Raw genomic sequence first — 21,640 nt, 5'->3', positions numbered from 1 at the left:
ATCGCAATCACGCTGGTCGCGCGCATTTTACCCCAATTGACTTGGCATCGCCACGAAAATTATAGGTGATTTCAAACCTAAAATACGGATTGAAAAGAATCATGCGCTACGGCGTTCGCCTTCCGACCTAGTGACTGATCAGAAAGAGAGAATATTACGGCCACTGGGTACTATAGCATTAATAATTAAAGATTTAATTTAGCAAAAAGTCGAAACGTCCACTAAACGCAGCCGAAATCGATCTTATTTGTTTCAATTGATTTAAATTCAAACAAAATAAAACTCAATTTAAAAGCGCCATTGATAACCTAAATAGCTAATACGTCCATTTTCCGATCGAATTCCGCTATTTGATGCTGTTGTGACTAATGTCTCATCTAAGAGGTTTTCTACCCTAAAATAAATCTCATGGTGACGGTTAAAATGATAATTCGCCGCCAAATCTACTCGCCATTGTACTGCGATAGGCTGTAATTCAGCGCCAAATTGGCCCATTTCCCGTTCCGATTGATAAAAGATATTTGCATTCAATTCATATTCGGCATATTTCATTCCAGCACTAAAATGCAATTGCTGCTCAGGTAACCAAGCCACTCTATCACCAGCCACAACGCAACCTTGGATTTCGTTACAGCTATTGGTTTGATACTCCGAATTCGAATATTGATAATTTAAGACTAATGGTAACTGTACACTACCGATATCCCACTGGTAGCCAAGACTCAGCTCAACTCCTTTGGTCAGTACATCCACGACATTGCCTTGAACCCACAAACGACTGTCAGCACATTGCGCATACGCATCACAATTCACATGAAGATTATCAAAATCTTGAACGTAGGTTTTGATGTCAGCACTAAAATGCTCACTGGCATATTGGACACTGACTTGATATTGCAATGATACCTGCGCCTCTTGCTCAAGATTCCCCGCACTTGCGGCGGTCCATGAGCGGCGAATATCCGTACTAAAGCGCCAATCTCCAGCATCATATAAAACACCGAGTTGTGGCATCCAATCGCTGTCGGAGAAATCAGCCGCATCCAGTCCTACATAAGCTAAATCGACCTTGCGATTGACGCTCACTTGTTCATAGGCAAGCGCGAGCTTTATCTGTAATTCGTCCCAATTAAACAAGGAATCGATTGCCGAAGTAAATGCTGTTGCATCGTCGGTATAGGCCAATAACGCATTTTGTGCATCACTCACTAAACTCAAGTCCTGCTGCCATAGACTCTGTTGTTCGCCAAAGTGCATCTCGGCTTTATCCGTATGATAACGGGCGCTATAGATAATTTGATGGGCACCATACTGATTCACTGATTCAGTTTGTGCCCCAAAGGAGCTGAAATCATTGTCTTGTTGTAAAGAAGCCAGTGAGACGCCATCGACTGTCGGCTGACGTTCAAATGCGGCCAACGCAGCAAGACTCTGGGCATCGAGCATTTGCCCATCAAATTGATTGAGTTGGTTTAATTGCTGCGAATAGGACTGGTAGTAAAAGTCTGTGGTGACCTTATGCCCACCATTAAGCGTAACTTGGTGAGACAGTTGGTACTTATGATGTCGCCCCTGATGTTTATCCGCCGCAGTGGCCGAATACAAACTCATAGGATCTTGTTGCCAATCGGCCTGTGTTAACCCAAGCTGAGAGCGATAGCTATCATCATCGAGAAACTGATAGGTAAACTCAGTCACCTGTGGGCTTCTGGCGCCGAGTAAACTCGCGGCGTTGATTTTAAATAAGATGTCTGTCGTTTGATGGTCTGTGTCTTGACCATTGAGCAAGTGATCGGCGCCGCTATTATCTGCATAATTAACCGCGAGTATCATGCCATACTCTTTTTGCTTAACTCCCCAATTCATATCGACACTGTAGTCTGAATCGGTATTGCCCTCGAGAGTCGCCTTACTATTCTCGGTCTGCTCAGCAACAGGTAAGGTTTGATAACTCACCACCCCAAACGCACCTTGCCCACCGACAGCCATATTTGCCATCGGGGTGGCAGTAACACTCTGCTGCTGCAGCAGATTAGGTAAGAGTTGTAATTGCGGTGCAGAATACGGCGCAGGGGAGAAATACACTCTATCTTGTAATACCGCAATACCTTGAGTCGCACTGCGCATGCTGATGCTCGCGGGATTTCCACTCAGATCCGCAGGCAAAACCGTCAAAGCCGTCAATTGACCTAATGCTAAACGATTAGACGTTGAATGAAATGTGTCATTGAGCTTGTTCAATTCAAGCATTTGACTGTGAAGATCATCGGCGAACGTTGTGCTAGAACAGGCAAGAAATACAGAAATTGCACAAAGTGATACAGTGAAGTAACGACTAGGCATACCAAGCTCCCAAAAACTTTGTTAGCGCACGGTGTTTTTGTTATTAACTTGTAAAATAGCTGAATTTGAATGAAAAAAAAAGCGACTCTCGTCGCTTTCTCTTATTAACTTCAGGAAACTGAATTTACTAACGAAGCACTCTCATACTATAAGAGTGCGAACAATTACAGGTTACCTAGAATTTCATCGCTTAATTTTAGATCGTCATTACGATTAACACTTACGCCTGCAGCAATAATATTACGGGCGATATCTTGTGCTTGCTCTAATGAATGCATCTCATACGTACCACATTGGTATTCGTTCAGCTCAGGGATTTCAGACTGCTCAACCACTTTAAGCACATCTTCCATCGCGGCTAACCACGCATCGGCCACTTGGCGCTCTGTGGGTTCACCAATCAAACTCATATAAAAACCGGTACGACATCCCATTGGCGAAATATCAATGATCTCAACATCGCTGCCATTTAAATGGTCACGCATAAAACCCGCGAACAAATGCTCTAGAGTATGAATTCCGCGCTCACTGAGGATCTCTTTATTCGGTGCGCAAAAACGTAAATCAAATACAGTAATAGCATCGCCCTTTGGCGTGCTCATATGCTTAGCGATACGAACCGCAGGGGCATTCATCCGAGTATGGTCGACGGTAAAGCTATCAAGTAATGGCATAGGGATCTCCAAATTCTCAGGGCGACATCAACGCCACTGTAACTGTCTATTTATGGCTTGCAAGCATAACACCAAATGAATTACGCCGATAACAAGATAATCTAAGATGAAATCATCTCATATAAATCAGATGCTAATGTGACAGTTTGCAGTAAAAAACATCATTTAGTGTTGACGCTGCTGACTGTAAGCATCCTCAGATATTTTATGGTACTGGCGCACACCTTGCTCATACGCGTGATAAGCATCGTACACCTTTCGCATTAAGGGATCTTGATTCGCTTGATCTTCAATCACTTGTTTGGAGATTTTCTCAAGCTCCAACAAGACGTTCGGTGGAAACGCTTTAAGTTCCACACCTTCGTCTTTCACTAACGTTTCAAGGGCGGTCACGTTACGGGTCGTGTATTCATCGAGCATATCTTGGTTAATGGCTCTAGCAGCAACTCTGACTATGGCCTGTAAATCCTCAGGTAAACTCTCAAAGGCAGCGGTATTAATCAAGAATTCCATATTTGAACCTGGCTCATGCCAACCAGGGTAATAGTAATACTTAGCCACTTTATGTAAACCGAAGGCAAGATCATTCACTGGCCCTACCCACTCTGCGGCATCAATCGCCCCCGTTTGCAGTGCACCATAAAGTTCACGCCCCGCCATGTTTACAGGTACAGCACCAACGCGTTTCAACACTTCACCACCTAAGCCCGGCATGCGGACCTTCAATCCCTTAAAATCAGCAATGGTATTGATGGGTTTATTAAACCAGCCACCCATTTGCATCCCAGTATTGCCACCCGCGAGGGGGATTATCCCAAAGGGTTGATACACTTCAGTCCACAGCTCCATACCGCCGCCATAGTGAAGCCAGCCATTTATTTCCTGCGCGGTCATACCAAAGGGGATCGATGAAAAAAACTGCGCTGCGGGCGCTTTTCCTCTCCAGTAGAAAGAAGCGGAGTGGGCCATTTGAATTTTACCCTGACTCACACCATCAAATACGGCAAAAGCGGGCATCAACTCACCCGCACCATAAACGCTAATCTTTAACCGACCGTTAGACATTTCATCGACTAAATGCGCAAAACGCTCAGGAGCCATGCCTAAACCGGGGAAGTTTTTCGGCCAAGAGGTTGCAAGACGCCATTCAATAGCAGGTAAAGCGTGGGGAACATCAGTTGCGGCATGGGAAGCGGCTACGCTTTGCGCATCACTGGAGACGGGGTTACAACCGCTCAGTCCCATCAGCAGCACTGAGATAAACAAACTCCCTAACTTACGCATTTTTAATAGTCTCCCTGATGTCAAACGAGCGCATGGATCCAACTGACATGGAAATACACTCAAGATGGGTATCGACAATCACATCGCCCAACCTCTTAAAATAAAACATATTGTTAACACAGAAACTAAGGTAGGGAAACTAGAAACTAAGGTCGGCAAATCCAAAAACGGTCTTAAGTTGGCCTAAAACAAAAAGCCACTCTATGAAGAGTGGCCTTGAAATCTAAGCTAAACAGTATTATTGAGCGATTAATTAACCGCGACAATTTGGCGTATTAGGTACTTGTGCATTCGCATCCCACTCATTTTGAGTGAAAGTGTGAATAGACAAAGCATGCACGCCATTGGCTAACTCATGGGCTAAGTGAGTGTTGACCAATCGATGACGGGCTAATAAACGTAAGCCATCAAACTGCTCGCTCACCAGCACAACTTTAAAGTGGGTTTCTGAATTCGGTGGTACATGGTGACGATTACTTTCGTTAATCACTTCTAAATGGGTCGGCGAAAAGCATTCGGTTAATTTCTGCGAAATAGTGTTAGCCACAGTGCCCTGCACATGAGTATTGGACATATTCGAGTCTCAGAATGGGGAAATCCAGTTGCCGCAGAGTACTGCTTCAAATTGAAAAGATCAAATTCACGCTTTCAATTTGTTGATGCCCTACCACTTTATATCAGCCATATTTCGCAGTGCTTCACCATAGGCAGTTAGCGGGAGGCAATTAACCATGGAAATTAACGATAAGTTGTCTAAAGGTATAGTTCCAACGCGGCTCTTTTACTTTCAAACGTTTAGGCAAACTGTGTAACCAGTCACTTTGCATAGGCCAGTGCATGATCAGTAGATCGCCACTGTGCAAACTGATGCAGTACTTGGTTTGACTGTGCTTATGCTTAAGCACAAAATCCCGCGTGGCGCCTAAGGTAATAGAAGCAATATGACTCCCCTGAGCAATTTCAGGTTCATCATCACTGTGGGCGCCCATACAATCTTTACCATCGGCGTAGCGATTCACTAATACCCCATTGCTCTCCAAACCATAATCCCGCGCTAACTTATCCCTCAACTTGTGAGCATATTTAGGCCAAGGTAAGGCGCGAATAAACAGTCCTGAATATAAATAGTCGCAGCCCAAATCGCCAAACCACACTTGCTGGCGGGGAATTGCGTGAAACTGACCAAAGACTTGGATTTCGGGGCGGCTTAAGGGATAGGTCTGCGCTTCTTTCATTAGCGCCGCTTGCTGCTCAGTATTAAGATAACCCCGCACTAAGGTGATGGGCGGTTTAATTTGAGCCTCCCCCTCTGTATCAAACCCTAACTTACCTTGCTGCATTGACGTCCTCCATGCGAGCCGTCGCACTGCGCCATGAAATCTGCGATAATCTGCGCCTTAAATTTATTGGCGCAGTGTGGCACATGACAACACAATTTTCAGTAGCGGGTGTTGAACTCGAACTCTTACGGTATCCAGCTCAGCAGGAATCTAATCTTCAAGCTTGGGATGCCGCCGATGAACACTTACTCAAAAGCCTTATTGAGTCAGAGCAAGCCGCCGTGCCAACCGCCATTATCAACGACAGTTTCGGCGCCTTAAGCTGCGGTTTATCTAAATTGAATCCATGTTGGCCACTGCGTGTTGAAACCGATGCCAGAACCAGCTTTTTAGGCACAGAACAAAACCATGGCCGCAATCAGTTGCCAATGGATAATCTGCAATGGTTTACCAGCCGCGATACCTTGCCGGAAAACTTAGCCTTAGTATTGATGAAGTTGCCTAAAAACTTAAGCTACTTTGCCCACCAGCTAACGCGCTTGTCGCAAGTGTTACCCGCAGGCACTCGTGTATTAGTGGCCGCCAAAGCCAAATCGATTAATGGCGCCTTACTCGACATTTTTGCTAAGCATTTAGGCCCCGCAAGCGCCAGTTTAGCGTGGAAAAACACGCGAGTGATCACCTGTGTCAGTGATGGCAAACCAAGACCATTAGCCAAAGAAGTCACTTGGGCCGTACCTGAATATCAACTTGAGATCAGCAATTTAAGTAATGTGTTTGCCGCCAACAAACTCGATATTGGCGCACGCATCATGCTAGAGAATCTGCCCAAAGGGGATTTCAAGTCGATTGTCGATCTCGGCTGTGGCAATGGCGTGCTGGGGTTACGCACCGCCCAGTTATTCCCAGAGGCCGACATTCACTTTATCGACGATTCTGAAATGGCAGTCGCATCAGCCAAGGCAAACTGGGCACGCAACCAATTGCCCACAGACAAAGGCCACTTCTATTGGGACGATTGCATGACGCATCTGCCAGAAGAAGTCCAACCGGATCTGGTACTGTGTAATCCGCCGTTTCATCAAGGTGAAGCCATTACCGATCATATCGCCTGGCAGATGTTTTTAGATGCCCGCCGCAGCTTAAAAGAGGGGGGGATCTTACATATCGTCGGCAACCGTCATCTGGCTTACCATGTAAAATTACAGCGCTTATTTAAGAACTGCACCACAGTCGCCTCCAACGGTAAATTTGTGATCCTGCAGGCACAGAAAAAATAACCTCATCGAAATTGACACGTTAAATGAGAGCCAGCAATGTTTGGCTCTTTTTTATACAGGGCTCTTTTTATGCTGAGCAATGACATGTTGGAAAAGTAGCAGTCGGAGATTTCCTAAAAATCAACAACAACTAGCCGAAAAATACACATACAAGTACACTTCTTGCCGACAAAGGTTTATGAGTTAAGCACTTAAACACTTAGGAATGAGATATGCCGTTAAAGGATGACGTTGCCCAACTAAAAGCTGAGCTGGCACAGTTACAATCGCTGCATTTATCGCAGCAATCTTCGCTCGGTCGTCAATTAGCAGAATTCTCCACTAAGCTCGAGACCTTAAGTCAGCAAATTGCGACTGAAAACGCCACTGAAACCACTCTGAATATGGCAGCGAGTGCTTCATCGATTGCATCTGTGCTCACCGCCGCCGATAACTCGCCTACATTAACCTATGCGGCACAAACACCAACCCTTGAGCCAGCTTCCGTAGAACCAGCCCCAGCAGAACCCAACCCATGGCAGCAAGGCCCTATACCAAGTGAACCTTGGCAAGAAGACCCTTGGCAAAGAAAAACGAAAAATACCTCGACGGAACAAGTCGCTAAAACCGAACACCTTATTCAAGCACAAAATCAACAGCTGAGTGATGAAGTCAAATTGCAGGCAAGTGTGCAAGCGGCGAGTCAATTTGATGAGTTGTTATCCCAAGGACTCGCGGCCGTCATGGCACCCTTTGCGGCAGTCAACGAGCAAGTCAAATCTTTCTATCATCATTATCAGGCTAAGGGATTAGGACCTGTCTTTTTAATGACTGTCGCAGGGATCATCACCCTGACCTTAGGCTTTGGTTATTTACTGCAATATTCAATCAACCATTGGTTTTCTGAACTTGGCAAAGCGCTACTCGGGTTTGCCAGCGCGAACGCTATCATAGTGGGCGGGATTTTTATTCGCCAAAAACGCGCGGGTATGGCGGATTTTGGCTCAGGTATTGTCGGACTCGGACTCATACTTAATTACCTCTGCGCGTACTTTATTGGGCCGTATTTTGAGTTAATTCCCAATAGCGCGAGTTTTATCTTACTGTTATTGATCACTTTGGCGGGTTATGGCCTGTCGATGCGCTTAGATGCCAAAGTGATCGCCGTGATCGCCTTAGTCGGTGGCTCGACCGCGCCTATGATGCTGTTATCCCAAAGCTATGCGCCGCTATTGTATCTGCCTTATTTAGTGCTTATTGGTGCGGGCGCCCTTGCCCAGAGTCGCAAACTTAAGTGGCCGCTGCTACTGGAAATCAGCGCCCTGTTGCACATAGGCTGCATCGAAGCTTTTAGCAATTTCATTGAATTGCCACTTGGCGACATTGGCGACATTGGCGGAGTCAGTCTGCTCGCACTTATCAGTATTAATGCGTTCTTTTATCTCTACGGCATCACAGGCCTACTATTTACCAAACCGTTTACCCATCAGGATGAAAAACATAATGCACTGAGCCATCGCATACTCGCCCTACCGATAGCATTGCTCGCATTTGTGTTATTAGAGTTGACGCAATTTACTGAGTTCGCAGGGGAAATCTTTGCGGCGAACGCACTGATTTGCGCAGCCCTCTATTGGAAGCGCACAGGCAATCTAGAAAAAGCCCGCAGCGGCTTATTGTTAGTCTTTGCAGGCAGTTTTGCGGGATTTGCCGCACTGTATTTACTCAGCCACGATTTCCTTGGATTAGTATTACTGCTCGAAGCCTTATTACTCTTGTGGATTGGCACCAAAGAAGAACTGATTTCCGTTCGCGCCGAAGCCTATGTATTGCTGCTGATGGGATTAGGGCTCAATGTGTCTAGTGTACTGACGGGCATGAGCCTTTTAGAATCAAGCTTTATCGATGGGGCGCCAATTTCTCCCTTGTCAGCTTTTGGCTTTCCACTGTTGGCACTGGCTTTAAGTTGCGCCGCCTTAGTCTTAGTGATTCGGCTATTAACACTCCATCATACGTTACTTTCGACCCTAGAAAGTCAGCTAAACAGAGTGTTAAAAGAGCTATTAAGCGGTTTTTATGTGGCGACAATTATCCTCGCGGCTTACCTTCTGAGTAGCGATTACTACCTCGCCATCTTGCCACTCGTCAGCCTATTACTGCTGTATTTGAGCGCAAAGGACAGACTCGTTGTGAGCGAGTTTGCTGCTTGGCTCTTACTATTGCCGCTGCTGTTTAAGGTTGTTGAAGGCATAATGCTCACAGGCAGTTTTAGCTTTAGTGCCCAACCGCTTATGGCAAAACTGGCACGGTTTGAGTTATTTATCGTCCTACTCTTGGCCCATTATTGGTATCGTCGCCACTATAAAGATGCCTTATTTGCCAAAGCCGCTTATACGATGCAAATCTTCTGCTATTTGCTGCTGCCGCTTATTCTGCTGCCCAAAGTCATCCGCAACCATTGGGAATATACCGCTATTGCACTCTGGCTGAGCACCTTTATGAGCCTAGGTTTAGCCTACTTTGTTAAACATAAGAGTTTGAATATAGAAGCCAAAATCCTCACTTGGCTAGCGGTTCTTATGACAGCCTCGCTATGCCTTATTCACGCTTGGCAAGGACTCGCGGCGCTAGCCGTTGGCGCCCTCTTTATGGGCTTCACACTGCTTCGTTATCGCCAATTACCCGAGACATGGCGTCCCTTGCTGCAGCTACAATGGCAATTAAGCCCTTATTACTTTGCACTGGTATTGGCCGTGATCGTTTATGGTTTTAATCATTCTGAGCTAGTAGGAATAGCCATGACAGCATTAGCCTTAAGTGGTTATTTTGCTTTGCTAATCCAAAGAGGTTTAAGCCTGAGAGGTTTAAGTCAGAGATCTGTAGGCCAAGCCTCATATAGCGCAAAATTCCCCCTCGCCGCCGAAATCCAAGCCGCAATAAAGGAAAGCTACCATCTCGCCTATGGTCTCACTTTAGGCTTAGCCCTGTTGCCCATCATGTTCCATTTTGAGCTAACACTCGGGCTTAATCGTGATAATGCCTCGTTCATGTTAATCGAGTTTTTATCACTGGCGCTCCTAGCAAGGCTTATCTTGCAGCACGGTCCAGCAATACGCTTGCATAGACGCATCTTACCTTTACAAGGACTTAAGTGGGGTTGGCATCTGTTACTCGCCTTAAGTTACTTCATGTGGAGTTATAGCTTCGATAACATTATTGCCGCCCCACTCAGCGCGATTTTATTGGTTATCCATGGCAGTGTGTTGATGTTTATCAGCTTAAAACCACAAAATGCCGATATGATCCGCCTCGCCGCAGGGCTATTTACCTTATCGACGCTTAAAGTGCTATTACTGGATATGGCGTCCTTCGAGCTAGTGCAAAAGGTGATTGCCTTTATGCTGATCGGGGTCATTTTGCTGACTGTTTCTTACTTCTATCAGAAGGCGAGAAATCGACTGCAGCAAGATTAACATCGTTTTTAAAGCACTAAAAAAGCCGCCATCAAATTGAATCGATGGCGGCTTTTTACTGTTAACGATTTAATAAAGCGATGAGGTATCGGCTATTTAATATGGACTATTCGATACGAGCTATTTGCTCGCCAGTGCCTTATCGAGCGCCTGCGCCACATCGTTAATGATGTCGTCGATATGCTCAATCCCAACCGAGATACGGATAAGATCCTCTGACACACCCGCCCTTGCGAGTTCATCGGCATCGAGTTGTCTGTGCGTAGTGCTCGCAGGGTGGCAGGCCAAGGATTTCGCATCGCCGATGTTCACTAAACGCAGGATCATCTGCAGCGCATCGATAAAACGTCCGCCGGCAATTTTACCCTCTTCAGGCGTGGCCGCTTTAATCCCAAAGCTAATGATCCCAGAGGCTTTGCCGCCAGTGATCTTGTGGCAATTATCCTGATAAGGGCTGCTTGGCAACGCGCCGTAATTCACCCAACTCACCGCCGGATGCAACACCAAATATTCGGCTAATGCTAGCGCGTTCGAGCAATGGCGATCCATTCTAAGGCTAAGAGTTTCAAGGCCTTGCAGCAGTAAGAATGCGCTGTGCGGTGACAGTGCGGCGCCAGTATTACGTAGCGGTACCACACGGCAACGACCAATAAACGCCGCAGGGCCAAAGGCTTCGGTATAAACCACACCGTGGTAAGAAGGATCGGCTTGATTGAGTAAGGCAAATCTTTCTTTATTAGCCACCCAATCGAACTTACCAGAATCGATAATCACCCCGCCAATGGTCGTGCCATGACCACCTATGTATTTGGTTAAAGAATGAATAACGATATCGGCGCCATGCTCAAAGGGGCGACATAACACTGGGGTTGCGACCGTATTATCGACAATTAAAGGCACGCCATGCTTATGGGCAATCTCGGCTAAACGTTGTAAATCGACAATATTGCCGGCTGGATTACCAATCGATTCGCAGAATAAGGCCTTAGTTTTGTCATCGATCAGCTCATCGAGGCCTTCAAAATCATCGAAGGCCGCCATGCGCACTTCAACGCCTTGGCGCGGCAGCGTATGGGCAAACAGATTATAGGTGCCGCCATAGAGCTGACTGGTACTGACGATGTTATCGCCAACTTGAGTCAAGGCTTGAATCGCATAGGTAATCGCCGCCATACCCGATGCCACGGCCAGCGCACCTATGCCGCCTTCAATGGCCGCCAGACGTTGCTCTAGCACGCTAGTAGTAGGATTCATTATCCGAGTATAAATATTGCCAGCGACTTTTAAGTCAAATAAATCAGCACCATGCTGGGTATCATCGAAGGTATAAGAGGTCGTTTGATAGATAGGTACTGCGGCCGCCTTCGTGGTCGCTTCTGACTCATAACCATGGTGTAATGCCAGTGACTCTAATTTCATTTTCCCTTCCTTATCCGTAGCAGCCCAGTATTCAATCGACATTGAGAATTGCACAAGATTTGTGCATGTTCAACAAGCTAACAGATAGACATCTAGAAGTCTAAAATTTTTTAGCCACAGCCTTTAACTTCGGCGCAAATTGTTGCGGATAAGTTCGGCCAGCACCACGACCGCAGAGACTATCTCTGGCGAGCACTCGTATGAGGCATTCAAACGCATAAAATGGCGGAATTCGACCTGATTACTAAAGAGATTTCCGGGTGCAATACTGATCCCACGCTCAATCGCCTGATAATAAATTTGTGTAGCGTCCATGTGTAATGGCAGCGCTAACCAGAGGAAATAGCCGCCCTGCGCGAAGTTGACCCCCACAGATTCGGGCAGATGCGCGCACAATAATTGATACATGGCCAATTTACGGCTGGCTAACTTTTTACGTAACTGTTTTAAATGCCGTTCATATTGCGCCGACTGAATAAAATCGGCGATGGCGAGCTGCATGGGCGCACTGGTCGATAACGTCGACATGACTTGTAAGCGTTGTAACTGCGGTGCATGGCATCCCGCCGCCACCCAGCCGACACGATAACCAGCAATCAAAGACTTAGAAAATGAGCCGCAGTGCAACACCCGTCCTTCTGTATCGAAGGCTTTTACTGGCCTTGGCGCGCTCGAGTCGACATAGAGTTCTTGATAAACATCATCCTCAATCAGACTGACCTTATGCTCGTTTAGTAACTGATAAAGCGCCTGTTTTTTAGCATCCGATAAGCTGCAACCTAAGGGATTTTGATGTTGGCTCATCAACCAGCAGGCTTTCACTGGATAGGTTTTTAATACTTCTGCCAGCGCCTCGAGATCAATCCCCTGTTGTGGATCGGTCGCGACCGCAATGGCCTTAAGCTTAAGCCGCTCAATCGCTTGCATCGCACCATAAAAGGTCGGTGACTCAATGACAACCCAATCCCCCGCTTGAGTCAGCGTCGCTAAACTCAAGTTGAGCGCCTCCATGGCACCCGAGGTAATGATGATTTCGTCGGGCGAAATGCTCATGCCTAATTTGGCATAACGTTGGGAGATAGCCTTACGCAATCCCGCATTTCCTGGCGGTAAATTATCGGCGGCAAAAGAAGGTGACATGTGCCGAGTCACCTTAACCAAAGATCGCGCCAGTGCTTGTTGTGGGAATAAACTAGGATCGGGAAATCCTGAGCCAAAGGGTACTATATCCGCCTGCTTTGAAGCCTGCAGAACATTGAATACAAACTCATTAATATCCACGCTATCGGAAAGATAAATCGGCTTTTGTCGCTCGGGATAACGAAAGGCTTCTCCCTGCCGCGCGATTAATTCCGGCTTTGGCGCCACTAAATAGCCAGACTTAGCCTGCGCCGAGATCACACCTTGGCTTTCCAATAACTGATAGGCATTGAGCACTGTCATCAGACTCAAGCCCGAATCGGCCACAGTTTGGCGCAGCGACGGCAACTTGTCCCCCGCCTGCCAGACACCTTGGGCTATTCGTGTCTTTAATTCCTGCGCTAACTGCTCATACTTCGTCATCTGTTATAGCCAAGCCAAGATATTCTGTGTCTGTTATAGCTAGCATATCCCATGGTCTAATAGCACACAAGCTTTCACCGCCGAGCCAATATAGGGTTCAGTGAACGCGACTAGATCAATGCCTTTGTAACGAGAAATGCCTATCGCTCGAGGAAATTATGTTTGATTTTGATGCCACAGTACTCGCTAGGATCCAATTTGCTTTTACCATCTCTTTTCACATTATTTTCCCTGCCATCACTATCGGCCTCGCCACCTATCTAGCAGTATTAGAAGGTTTATGGCTGAAAACAGCGAATGAGGTTTACCAACAACTCTATAAATTTTGGTCGAAGATTTTTGCCATAAACTTTGGCATGGGCGTGGTCTCAGGCATAGTGATGGCCTATCAATTTGGTACCCATTGGAGCGCGTTTTCCGCCTTCGCGGGCAGCGTAACTGGGCCGCTACTCACCTATGAAGTCCTCACCGCCTTCTTCCTCGAAGCGGGTTTTCTGGGGGTCATGCTATTTGGTCAGCAGAAGGTAGGCAAAAACCTGCATTTCTTCGCCACTTGTATGGTCGCCACGGGCACGATTATCTCAACCTTCTGGATCTTAGCTTCAAACAGCTGGATGCAGACGCCCCAAGGTTTTGAAATCGTGAACAATCGCGTCATTCCTGTGGATTGGTTTCAGATAGTGTTTAACCCTTCATTTCCCTATCGTTTAGCCCATATGACAGTGGCGGCCTTTATTTCATCGGCTTTCTTTGTGGGCGCATCGGCGGCTTGGCATTTACTCAAAGGTAACGACACGCCCGCGATCCGCAAGATGTTGTCTATGGCGATGTGGATGGCGTTAATTGTCGCGCCGCTGCAAGCTGTGATTGGCGATTTTCACGGCTTAAATACCCTTGAATATCAACCTGTAAAAGTCGCGGCGATGGAAGGCCATTGGCGTAATGAGGGCGATAAACCCACACCGCTTATTTTGTTTGCGATTCCCGATATGGACGCTGAGAAAAACCACTTCAGTCTCGAAATCCCAGGGCTCGCGAGCCTGATCTTAAAGCATGATTTAAGCAAACAAGTGCCAGCCTTGACTGAGTATCCCGCCGAGGACAGACCCAATGTGTTGTTAGTGTTCTGGAGTTTTAGGCTCATGGTCGGCTTAGGCTTATTGATGATTTTTGCTGGACTGTGGAGCGCTTATCTCAGGCGCAAAGGCAGCCTCTACAGCAACAAACACTTTCTGCGATTTGTATTGGTGCTCGGCCCCGCCGGATTGCTCGCCACACTAGCAGGTTGGTTTACCACCGAGCTTGGCCGTCAACCTTGGGTGATCCAAGGATTGATGCGTACTCAGGATGCAGTGTCTTCCCACAGCGTTACCCACTTGAGTATCAGCCTAGGGATTTTTATCGTCAGTTACTGTGGCATCTTTGGCGTTGGTTATCGCTATATGATGCGACTCATCCGCAAAGGGCCAGATAGCGCAGCAACAAGCCATTAATTTTAATCTAGTTTTACTTATTCAATCTTAAGCATATTTAAGGGCTCACCATGGAATTCGATCTACCCTTGATTTGGTTCGGGATCATCATTTTTGCCACCTTAATGTATATCGTGATGGATGGCTTTGATCTCGGCATCGGCATACTGTTTCCCTTCATTCACGATGAGGACGACAGGGATATTATGGTCAATACCGTCGCCCCCGTTTGGGATGGAAACGAAACTTGGTTAGTGCTCGGCGGCGCTAGTCTGCTCGGTGCCTTTCCCCTCGCCTATGCAATAGTACTCGAAGCACTAACCATACCGCTGCTCATCATGCTGCTGGCATTGATTTTTCGCGGCGTGGCATTTGAGTTTAGATTTAAGTCGGGCGCAGAAGCTAAACCATTCTGGGATAAAGCGTTTATGTTCGGTTCTATCACGGCCACCTTTTCACAGGGCGTAGTGCTGGGGGCGTTTATCTCTGGCATTTCGGTGAGTAACCAACAATTTAGCGGCAGTAGTTTCGATTGGTTAACGCCCTTCTCACTTTTCTGCGGTTTTGGCCTTATGCTGGCCTATGCTCTGCTCGGCGCAACTTGGTTAGTAAAAAAATGCCAAGGCGAGCTTAAAACGACCATGCAACAACTCGGCAGAGCACTGACCTTATGCCTGCTTATGACCATAGGTTTAGTCAGTTTATGGACGCCTTTTGTGCAACCCAATATTGCCCTGCGCTGGTTTAGTTTACCGAATTTATTCTACTTCGCCCCAGTGCCAATACTGGCATTAGCCTGCAGTTGGGCCTTGATAAAATCCCTAAATCGTGATGATAACTATCAGCCATTCCTACTCACTCTAGGGCTGATCTTCCTAGGATTTAGTGGCTTAGGGATCAGTATCTGGCCGCACATTATTCCACCCAACATCAGCCTTTGGCAGGCAGCAGCCCCCGACAGCAGCCTAAGCTTTATGCTCGTCGGCGCCCTGATGATCATCCCGCTGATTTTGGTTTATACCTTTTGGAGCTACTACGTGTTCCGCGGCAAAGTAACCAAGGATGCAGGCTATCACTAGCCATGACTCAGGTAAAAGAGGCTTCCCAAAACGCGACCTAAGCCAACTTGGCTTAGGTCGCTGATTCACCTTAGATGACTTTATATATGCAGGAGATCAACATGACGACCCAAACGAAATCCCTCGCCTATCGACTCGGCTGGTTAGTGCTGATTTGGTGTACAAGCGTAAGCTGTCTGTTCCTCGTCTCTATGTGTATCAAAATACTTTTAAAAGGTGCGGGCTTAACAACCTAAGTAAATATTGACTTTAGAAGCTTATATTAAGGCTTAATTCAGTTAGTGCCCATAGCATCTAGCGACAATGCACTAGAACATTCAATGGTTGAATTAATTTGGCTTTCAGTTCTGCCAAATTAACAAGTGCTCAGTTTACTTTACGAGTGCTAGCATTAAATTGACAAAGACTAGCGCCAATGTGGCAAAGTTAAAATAATGTTAAATCCAGTTTTACTGTTATCAGTATATTCAGCAAGATTAGCTTAGTTAGGCTTGCTTTATATTTTTACTTGACCTATGGTATCAGCCAAGCAATTACTTATTTAGTTAATGGCAAGATTTAGTTAACAGCAAGGCCGATATACTAAATCGATATACAAAAATAAATAATCAATCGAATATCAACTTTTGACTGGAGATGTAACACTATGTTTAGCACTGCATTTTCATCACTATTTTCCCATGTGTTAGCTAACACATCTAGTTCAGTAAGCTCAATCCGCCTCTCGCTCAAATTCCCAGTCTAAGCCGAGCGTCACTCGCGCTCGGCAGAATTATAACTTCTTGTGAAATAAGCACAGAGTAATACTCATTTTAATTTCTATGCTTATATTTTAACTTTGTTATTTCAGAGGCGGCAATGGCATATTCTTTTTTTAGTGGTCTTTTCCAGAATTTTATTCTAAAAACTGAAACCTATTATTTACAAAACAGTTTTAATGTCTCTCTACGCCCAACAGCTTTGGCAGGCGTGATTAGTAAGCTTGAGCAGCTAAAACATGATACGACGAGTGATAAAGTGACTGTGGGACGGGAAATTCACTTAGTTAATCTGCAGGATCAGCAAGAGTACCAAATTGAACTCGTGTATCCACCAAGGCATAAACCCAGTGCAGGACGTTTCTCTGTCATATCAGATTTAGGCGTCAGCTTACTTGGGTTATCAAAGGGCGAACTGGCAGAGGTGAGCATTTTAGGCAAACCAGTTCTGTTTATGATTAAAGATGTCAGTTTAACGAAAAAACAACCTAAAAAGTCTGTATAGAAAAAAATCATTTGGCATACTTTTTTGTAAATGGCTATTGAGTATTGCTACTTGATAACATTTCAGAAAATTTTAAAGATATGATTATTAGACTGTAAGCATTTTAAAATAAAGCATGTTCAATTCAGTGGCAACATGCTTTGAACTCGCTATTAGCGGCGGCTTATAGCGGTATTTTCAACATAATATAATAAGAGGGAATGTTATTTTGAAGTCATTAACTGGCCGCGATATTTATTAAAGAGACACTTTAAATAGGTTTAACACTGCAATTAACGACTCTTTGCAACTATTTACGTATAAGTCATGGCAGCGCTTTAGAGTAAACAGCAAAGGGGTTAAGAGGTTTCGCACGGCGCCTCAATCGTTAAATTTATTTTTATACTCTTTATAAATAAACCGTCTCAATTAAAGCCTGAAATAAAAAATTGAGCCCAACTATCGAAACCGATTTGCGGCGCGGGTTCGGATAGTAACCTTCACTTTGGAGTTTATATCTATGAGTAAAGAAAAAAACAAAAAACCGCCAATGAAAACCTTAAAAGAGAAGCGTCAAGATAAACGGAACCGCCAAAAGGCTTCCGACTAACTTATCTAACTCTGTAAAAAACCTTAAATCCTCTCTTTAAATAGGCCGAAAATAGGGTGTTAATACTTTAGCACCCTATCTTATTTCACAGCTTCCACCCAATATTTTTAGTGCATCATCTAGCGCGACTTTCACATAGGATCTCATTATCTCGCCTTTATTAAGCCTTGCTCCATCAGCCACTCAATCACAATCGGCGGCGATACTGCTCAGGTGAGCACTGAGCATATTTTTTAAACATCACGATATAAGGCGAAGTTTGGTTATAGCCGAGCGTCAATGCCACTTCTTTGATCGCAAGTCCCTGACGTAATAGTTGTAAAGAATAGATAAACTTATGCCTTTGTCTTAGCTCAGTAAAACTCATCCCCAGAACCTCTTGGCAGCGACGAGCTAAGGTACGCTCTGTGGTATGTAATTCACTGGCCCAAGATTTAAAGGTTTTCGAACTCGCAGGGTCGGCTTCAAGTGCCAGCAACAACGGCTGTAACAGTTTATCTGAAACGGTGGGCAGAAATTGCGGTAGAGCTTTACCCAAGGTCAGCTGATCGAGCAAAACCTCAACCAGTCGCTTATCCGCCGCAGTTTCTGCCACAGTGACTTGCCGTTCCCGCAGATCGTTAACGATCGATTGGGCAATGGATGTCACGGCTAAAAGACAGGTCTCTATGGGAAAAGCCGCAGCCCGCTCGGCAACTATATTCATCGAGCAATAATGAATACTGCGCCGAGTGTAACTTTCATGTTCTATCCCCGCAGGAACCCAAATCGCATATTGTGACGGCGATAAAAACCGTTGCCCTGCAGCATGTAACTCCATAATTCCACCGCTGATTAACTGCAGTTGCCCCCAAACATGTTGATGTTTTGGCGTTACCGTATTTGGTAGGAAAGCTTCATAGTTGAAGAAGATATCTGCAGCAGGCTCTTGCTCTGCCGTGAGCGGATGGTAAACCGTGCGCATTTTGATGCCCTCAAAGCTATGGTGGTCCAAAAAACTCAAACGAAATCGCTAACCCAGATTACGCTTGTCCGTAGAGGAATTGACCTTGTCTGATAAGCGATATTTATATCATAACCGACCATGGATAATAGCCACTAATCTATTATCTGGATGCTTAAGTGATAAGCCATAAGCTATGGCCAGTCACTTTAGCCAGTACCTAAAGGCAGGACCATGCTGTATTTGTTTCCCCTGTTGGCCGTATTAATTTGGGCAGGCAATTCGATAGTCAACAAGCTCTCATTTGGGATTATCGATCCTGAAGCCATAGCATTTTACCGTTGGTTTTTCGCTATGTTATTGTTAACACCCTTTGTCGCAAATCGCGTCTGGCAAAAACGCCAAGTGATACTACCTTTGTTACCTAAGTTCGCTACTTTGGCCTTGTTAGGTATGGTGCTAAACCAAAGTCTGGCCTATTTTGCGGCGGCAACCACCACGGCAACAAATATGGCATTAATCACCTCTCTCGTGCCTATGATCAGTCTGTTTTTAGCCGTGCCATTACTCAAGCAAAAATTATCACCGTTAGCCTTTGGTGGCACCTTAATCTCGCTATTTGGATTGATTTTTATGCTCAGTCACGGCGATATGATGAATCTTGCCATCGGCGTGACTCAAGGTGATTTACTGTTGCTCTTTAGCGCCTTTGTGTATGCTCTCTATGGCGTATTACTGAAACGCTGGCAACTGCCACTGCCGACTTGGGAATCGGTTTATATTCAAGGACTCATAGCCGTATTCATGCTGACGCCACTGCTGTTTACGAGTCCCAGCATAGCGATCAGTGCCCAATCGGCACCACTGATACTTTACGCTGCTATCGCTGCCTCACTTTTAGCGCCATGGGCTTGGATCAATGGCATAAGCAAACTCGGCGCCGATCGCACCAGTGTATTCTTTAATTTAATGCCTATTATTGCGGCGATACTGGCGGCCATCATCCTAGATGAAACCTTAGCCATTTATCATTATATTGGCGGTTCTATGGTCATTATTGGCGTCATGCTAGTGCAGATAAAACCTAAGCCTAAAGTCATCCCTACCCTAGCTTGTCCTGAATAATACAAAGTAATGCGTCAACGCCTTGGTAACAGTGACCAAGGCGGTTTCACTTATTTCAATGCGTACAAAATCCCATCGCAATCTGCTGCACGCAAAGGCAATTCTATAAATAACGGCTAAGCTATTTATTAAGTTATTAATGGAGATAGTCCTATGTTTAACAGTATTCGCGTTAAGTTTTCACTGATGTTTGCCATTATGGCGACAGCCCTCATTGTCATGGCGGTCACCGATGCTATGCAAAGCCGTGCTACTGTGAAACAGATGCAGGAATTTAGTCAGTTATTTAATCCCGCAATTTCGGCAATTCTCAATGCAGATCGCGACCTTTATCAAGCGCAGCTAAGTGAAGAAGTGTTACTCAGGGAAGAATTATCTGCCGATAATCGCAAAAATGAGATTGATAACTGGCAAGAGAATGTCGATCAAGCCCGTGACAGAATGGGAGAATTTAAAAAAATCCTTACAGATCACCTGCAAGTACTGCAATCAACCAATGGCTTTGAGGCGCAGTTTTCGCTCTGGTATCAAGCCTCATCAGAGGTCATTAATGCCGTTAAAAGTAATGATTTTGAACGCGCGAAACAACTCCACGAAACCAAATCCAAGCAAGAATTTAAGGCATTAAGAGATATCTACAATGCCGCGGGCGAAGCCGCCGATAACAGAGTAAAAGAGCTAGATTTACAAGCAACGGAACAGGCAACCACCCAAACCCAAATATCCTTAACGATAGCGAGCTTAGTCGCCATTGTGGCGCTTTTGATTGCCTACTTCGGCCCTAAAATCATAGTCAATGCAATTGAAGATATCACTAGCAGGATCAATGACATTGTCGATGGTGACGGTAACTTAACCCAAAGGATCCCTATCACACGTCAGGATGAAATCGGCGAGCTCGCCCATGCATTTAACTTATTTGTAGAGCAGCTACAGCAAATGGTCATCTCGATTATTGGTCAAACTAAAGATGTGAGCCAAACCGTTGAAAGCCTTGCAACTAAGTCAGCCACCACAATCAACATCAGCCATGAACAAGAGCAGTTTGTCGATACCATTGTCACAGCAGTAAATGAAATGAGTGCAGCCGTAAGAGAAGTCGCTAGTAACGCTCTTCATACTGCCACCGAAATCACTAAGGTGAATGACCAAACAGTAGAGGGTAAAAATATCCTCGCCCAGTCCGTTAATCATATTCAACAACTGTCTGAATCAGTTAAAAATGCCGTGACTGTTATTGAAAAACTTTCAGTTAATTCTGCCAATATTGCCTCAGTGCTTGATGTGATCCGCTCAATCGCTGAGCAAACTAACCTCCTTGCCCTTAACGCGGCCATTGAAGCGGCGCGTGCTGGCGAACAGGGCCGTGGCTTTGCCGTAGTTGCCGATGAAGTACGTACACTAGCGAGTCGTACCGAAACCTCAACCCAAGATATTCAGCGCATGATTGAAGAGTTGCAACGCGGAGTAAATGATGCGGTTAAAAGCATTGAATCGGGAGCTAGCCTGACCACATCAACCGTGACCCTCGCCAGCCAGACCCAAGATGCATTAGATGAAATTCTAAACTCCACCTCTAAGGTCAGTGAGATGTCCACTCAAACGGCGACTGCGACCGAAGAGCAAACCCATGTGACCGAAGAAATTAATCGTAACTTGACCGAATTATCCGATAAAACAAGATACTGCAACTTAGTGATCCAAGAAACGCAGCAAATAGTCGTCAACACTAAAGCCATTTGCAGCAACCTACAAAAAGAAGTTGCGCGATTTAAAGTCGCTTAAGATAAATGACTAACGACACATAGTTAGCGATAAGCTATTGAAACGAAAAGAGTGCCCAATGTGGGCACTCTTTTTAATGGAAATAATAC

The 21,640-nt window shown here is 45.6% G+C and carries 16 protein-coding genes; 8 read left to right on the top strand and 8 right to left on the bottom strand.

Annotated features, from left to right (window positions below):
- Positions 1-288 precede the first annotated feature (288 nt).
- The 5 genes from AAA952_RS11710 to AAA952_RS11690 all read right to left on the bottom strand — a co-directional run bounded on the left by AAA952_RS11710 (position 289) and on the right by AAA952_RS11690 (position 5,641).
- Positions 289-2,343: a TonB-dependent receptor domain-containing protein gene (locus AAA952_RS11710; RefSeq protein WP_338257197.1), complete on the bottom strand. Its 2,055-nt coding sequence runs from the start codon at positions 2,341-2,343 to the stop codon at positions 289-291.
- Positions 2,344-2,507: 164 nt separating this feature from the next.
- The gene (luxS, locus tag AAA952_RS11705) at positions 2,508-3,017 is read right to left on the bottom strand and encodes an S-ribosylhomocysteine lyase (RefSeq protein WP_028761570.1); all 510 of its coding nucleotides are present in this window, start codon (positions 3,015-3,017) and stop codon (positions 2,508-2,510) included.
- 165 nt (positions 3,018-3,182) lie between these two features.
- Complete coding sequence (locus AAA952_RS11700) at positions 3,183-4,301, bottom strand: TRAP transporter substrate-binding protein (RefSeq protein ID WP_113939872.1); 1,119 nt, start codon at positions 4,299-4,301, stop codon at positions 3,183-3,185.
- A gap of 253 nt (positions 4,302-4,554) precedes the next feature.
- Complete coding sequence (locus AAA952_RS11695) at positions 4,555-4,875, bottom strand: BolA family protein (RefSeq protein WP_028761572.1); 321 nt, start codon at positions 4,873-4,875, stop codon at positions 4,555-4,557.
- A 151-nt stretch (positions 4,876-5,026) separates the two neighbouring features.
- Complete coding sequence (locus AAA952_RS11690; protein ID WP_338257193.1) at positions 5,027-5,641, bottom strand: alpha-ketoglutarate-dependent dioxygenase AlkB family protein; 615 nt, start codon at positions 5,639-5,641, stop codon at positions 5,027-5,029.
- Between the two features lie 83 nt (positions 5,642-5,724).
- On the opposite strand from AAA952_RS11690, the gene AAA952_RS11685 reads away from it, so the two are divergent.
- A complete protein-coding gene (locus AAA952_RS11685; protein WP_338257343.1) occupies positions 5,725-6,861 on the top strand; it encodes a methyltransferase in 1,137 nt (378 codons plus the stop codon).
- A 212-nt stretch (positions 6,862-7,073) separates the two neighbouring features.
- Complete coding sequence (locus AAA952_RS11680; RefSeq protein WP_338257191.1) at positions 7,074-10,313, top strand: DUF2339 domain-containing protein; 3,240 nt, start codon at positions 7,074-7,076, stop codon at positions 10,311-10,313.
- A gap of 120 nt (positions 10,314-10,433) precedes the next feature.
- Here the strand turns inward: AAA952_RS11680 and AAA952_RS11675 are convergent, their stop codons facing one another.
- Positions 10,434-11,732: an O-acetylhomoserine aminocarboxypropyltransferase/cysteine synthase family protein gene (locus AAA952_RS11675; protein WP_338257189.1), complete on the bottom strand. Its 1,299-nt coding sequence runs from the start codon at positions 11,730-11,732 to the stop codon at positions 10,434-10,436.
- A gap of 123 nt (positions 11,733-11,855) precedes the next feature.
- The gene (locus AAA952_RS11670) at positions 11,856-13,295 is read right to left on the bottom strand and encodes an aminotransferase-like domain-containing protein (protein ID WP_338257187.1); all 1,440 of its coding nucleotides are present in this window, start codon (positions 13,293-13,295) and stop codon (positions 11,856-11,858) included.
- Positions 13,296-13,453: 158 nt separating this feature from the next.
- On the opposite strand from AAA952_RS11670, the gene AAA952_RS11665 reads away from it, so the two are divergent.
- The 4 genes from AAA952_RS11665 to AAA952_RS11650 all read left to right on the top strand — a co-directional run bounded on the left by AAA952_RS11665 (position 13,454) and on the right by AAA952_RS11650 (position 17,109).
- Positions 13,454-14,788 (top strand): cytochrome ubiquinol oxidase subunit I, encoded by a 1,335-nt coding sequence (locus tag AAA952_RS11665; RefSeq protein WP_338257185.1) that lies wholly within the window; start codon positions 13,454-13,456, stop codon positions 14,786-14,788.
- A 50-nt stretch (positions 14,789-14,838) separates the two neighbouring features.
- Positions 14,839-15,846, top strand: coding sequence for a cytochrome d ubiquinol oxidase subunit II (gene cydB / locus AAA952_RS11660; RefSeq protein WP_338257182.1), 1,008 nt, complete (start codon positions 14,839-14,841; stop codon positions 15,844-15,846).
- 101 nt (positions 15,847-15,947) lie between these two features.
- Positions 15,948-16,082 (top strand): DUF2474 domain-containing protein, encoded by a 135-nt coding sequence (locus AAA952_RS11655; protein ID WP_105250029.1) that lies wholly within the window; start codon positions 15,948-15,950, stop codon positions 16,080-16,082.
- 622 nt (positions 16,083-16,704) lie between these two features.
- Complete coding sequence (locus tag AAA952_RS11650) at positions 16,705-17,109, top strand: GreA/GreB family elongation factor (protein WP_338257180.1); 405 nt, start codon at positions 16,705-16,707, stop codon at positions 17,107-17,109.
- A gap of 776 nt (positions 17,110-17,885) precedes the next feature.
- Here AAA952_RS11650 and AAA952_RS11645 read toward each other — a convergent pair.
- Positions 17,886-18,662: an AraC family transcriptional regulator gene (locus AAA952_RS11645; RefSeq protein ID WP_028759458.1), complete on the bottom strand. Its 777-nt coding sequence runs from the start codon at positions 18,660-18,662 to the stop codon at positions 17,886-17,888.
- A 213-nt stretch (positions 18,663-18,875) separates the two neighbouring features.
- Between AAA952_RS11645 and AAA952_RS11640 the strand changes: the two genes are divergently transcribed.
- Both AAA952_RS11640 and AAA952_RS11635 read left to right on the top strand, forming a co-directional pair.
- Entirely contained in the window at positions 18,876-19,766 is an 891-nt protein-coding gene (locus AAA952_RS11640; protein WP_168824945.1) for a DMT family transporter, read from the top strand.
- 153 nt (positions 19,767-19,919) lie between these two features.
- On the top strand, positions 19,920-21,551 hold the full coding sequence (locus tag AAA952_RS11635) for a methyl-accepting chemotaxis protein (protein ID WP_212600405.1): 1,632 nt from the start codon (positions 19,920-19,922) through the stop codon (positions 21,549-21,551).
- Positions 21,552-21,640: the final 89 nt, after the last annotated feature.

The organism is Shewanella sp. M-Br (assembly GCF_036245925.1).
Taxonomy (GTDB): domain Bacteria; phylum Pseudomonadota; class Gammaproteobacteria; order Enterobacterales; family Shewanellaceae; genus Shewanella; species Shewanella oncorhynchi.
The sequence above is the reverse complement of the archived record's forward strand: the minus strand, read 5'-3'. Positions and strand labels throughout refer to the sequence as shown.

Bases quoted from the DNA above. Each gene is read 5' to 3' on its own strand.
- AAA952_RS11710 (WP_338257197.1), bottom strand. From the start codon at position 2,343: ATGCCTAGTCGTTACTTCACTGTATCACTTTGTGCAATTTCTGTATTT.
- luxS (WP_028761570.1), bottom strand. From the start codon at position 3,017: ATGCCATTACTTGATAGCTTTACCGTCGACCATACTCGGATGAATGCC.
- AAA952_RS11700 (WP_113939872.1), bottom strand. From the start codon at position 4,301: ATGCGTAAGTTAGGGAGTTTGTTTATCTCAGTGCTGCTGATGGGACTG.
- AAA952_RS11695 (WP_028761572.1), bottom strand. From the start codon at position 4,875: ATGTCCAATACTCATGTGCAGGGCACTGTGGCTAACACTATTTCGCAG.
- AAA952_RS11690 (WP_338257193.1), bottom strand. From the start codon at position 5,641: ATGCAGCAAGGTAAGTTAGGGTTTGATACAGAGGGGGAGGCTCAAATT.
- AAA952_RS11685 (WP_338257343.1), top strand. From the start codon at position 5,725: ATGACAACACAATTTTCAGTAGCGGGTGTTGAACTCGAACTCTTACGG.
- AAA952_RS11680 (WP_338257191.1), top strand. From the start codon at position 7,074: ATGCCGTTAAAGGATGACGTTGCCCAACTAAAAGCTGAGCTGGCACAG.
- AAA952_RS11675 (WP_338257189.1), bottom strand. From the start codon at position 11,732: ATGAAATTAGAGTCACTGGCATTACACCATGGTTATGAGTCAGAAGCG.
- AAA952_RS11670 (WP_338257187.1), bottom strand. From the start codon at position 13,295: ATGACGAAGTATGAGCAGTTAGCGCAGGAATTAAAGACACGAATAGCC.
- AAA952_RS11665 (WP_338257185.1), top strand. From the start codon at position 13,454: ATGTTTGATTTTGATGCCACAGTACTCGCTAGGATCCAATTTGCTTTT.
- cydB (WP_338257182.1), top strand. From the start codon at position 14,839: ATGGAATTCGATCTACCCTTGATTTGGTTCGGGATCATCATTTTTGCC.
- AAA952_RS11655 (WP_105250029.1), top strand. From the start codon at position 15,948: ATGACGACCCAAACGAAATCCCTCGCCTATCGACTCGGCTGGTTAGTG.
- AAA952_RS11650 (WP_338257180.1), top strand. From the start codon at position 16,705: ATGGCATATTCTTTTTTTAGTGGTCTTTTCCAGAATTTTATTCTAAAA.
- AAA952_RS11645 (WP_028759458.1), bottom strand. From the start codon at position 18,662: ATGCGCACGGTTTACCATCCGCTCACGGCAGAGCAAGAGCCTGCTGCA.
- AAA952_RS11640 (WP_168824945.1), top strand. From the start codon at position 18,876: ATGCTGTATTTGTTTCCCCTGTTGGCCGTATTAATTTGGGCAGGCAAT.
- AAA952_RS11635 (WP_212600405.1), top strand. From the start codon at position 19,920: ATGTTTAACAGTATTCGCGTTAAGTTTTCACTGATGTTTGCCATTATG.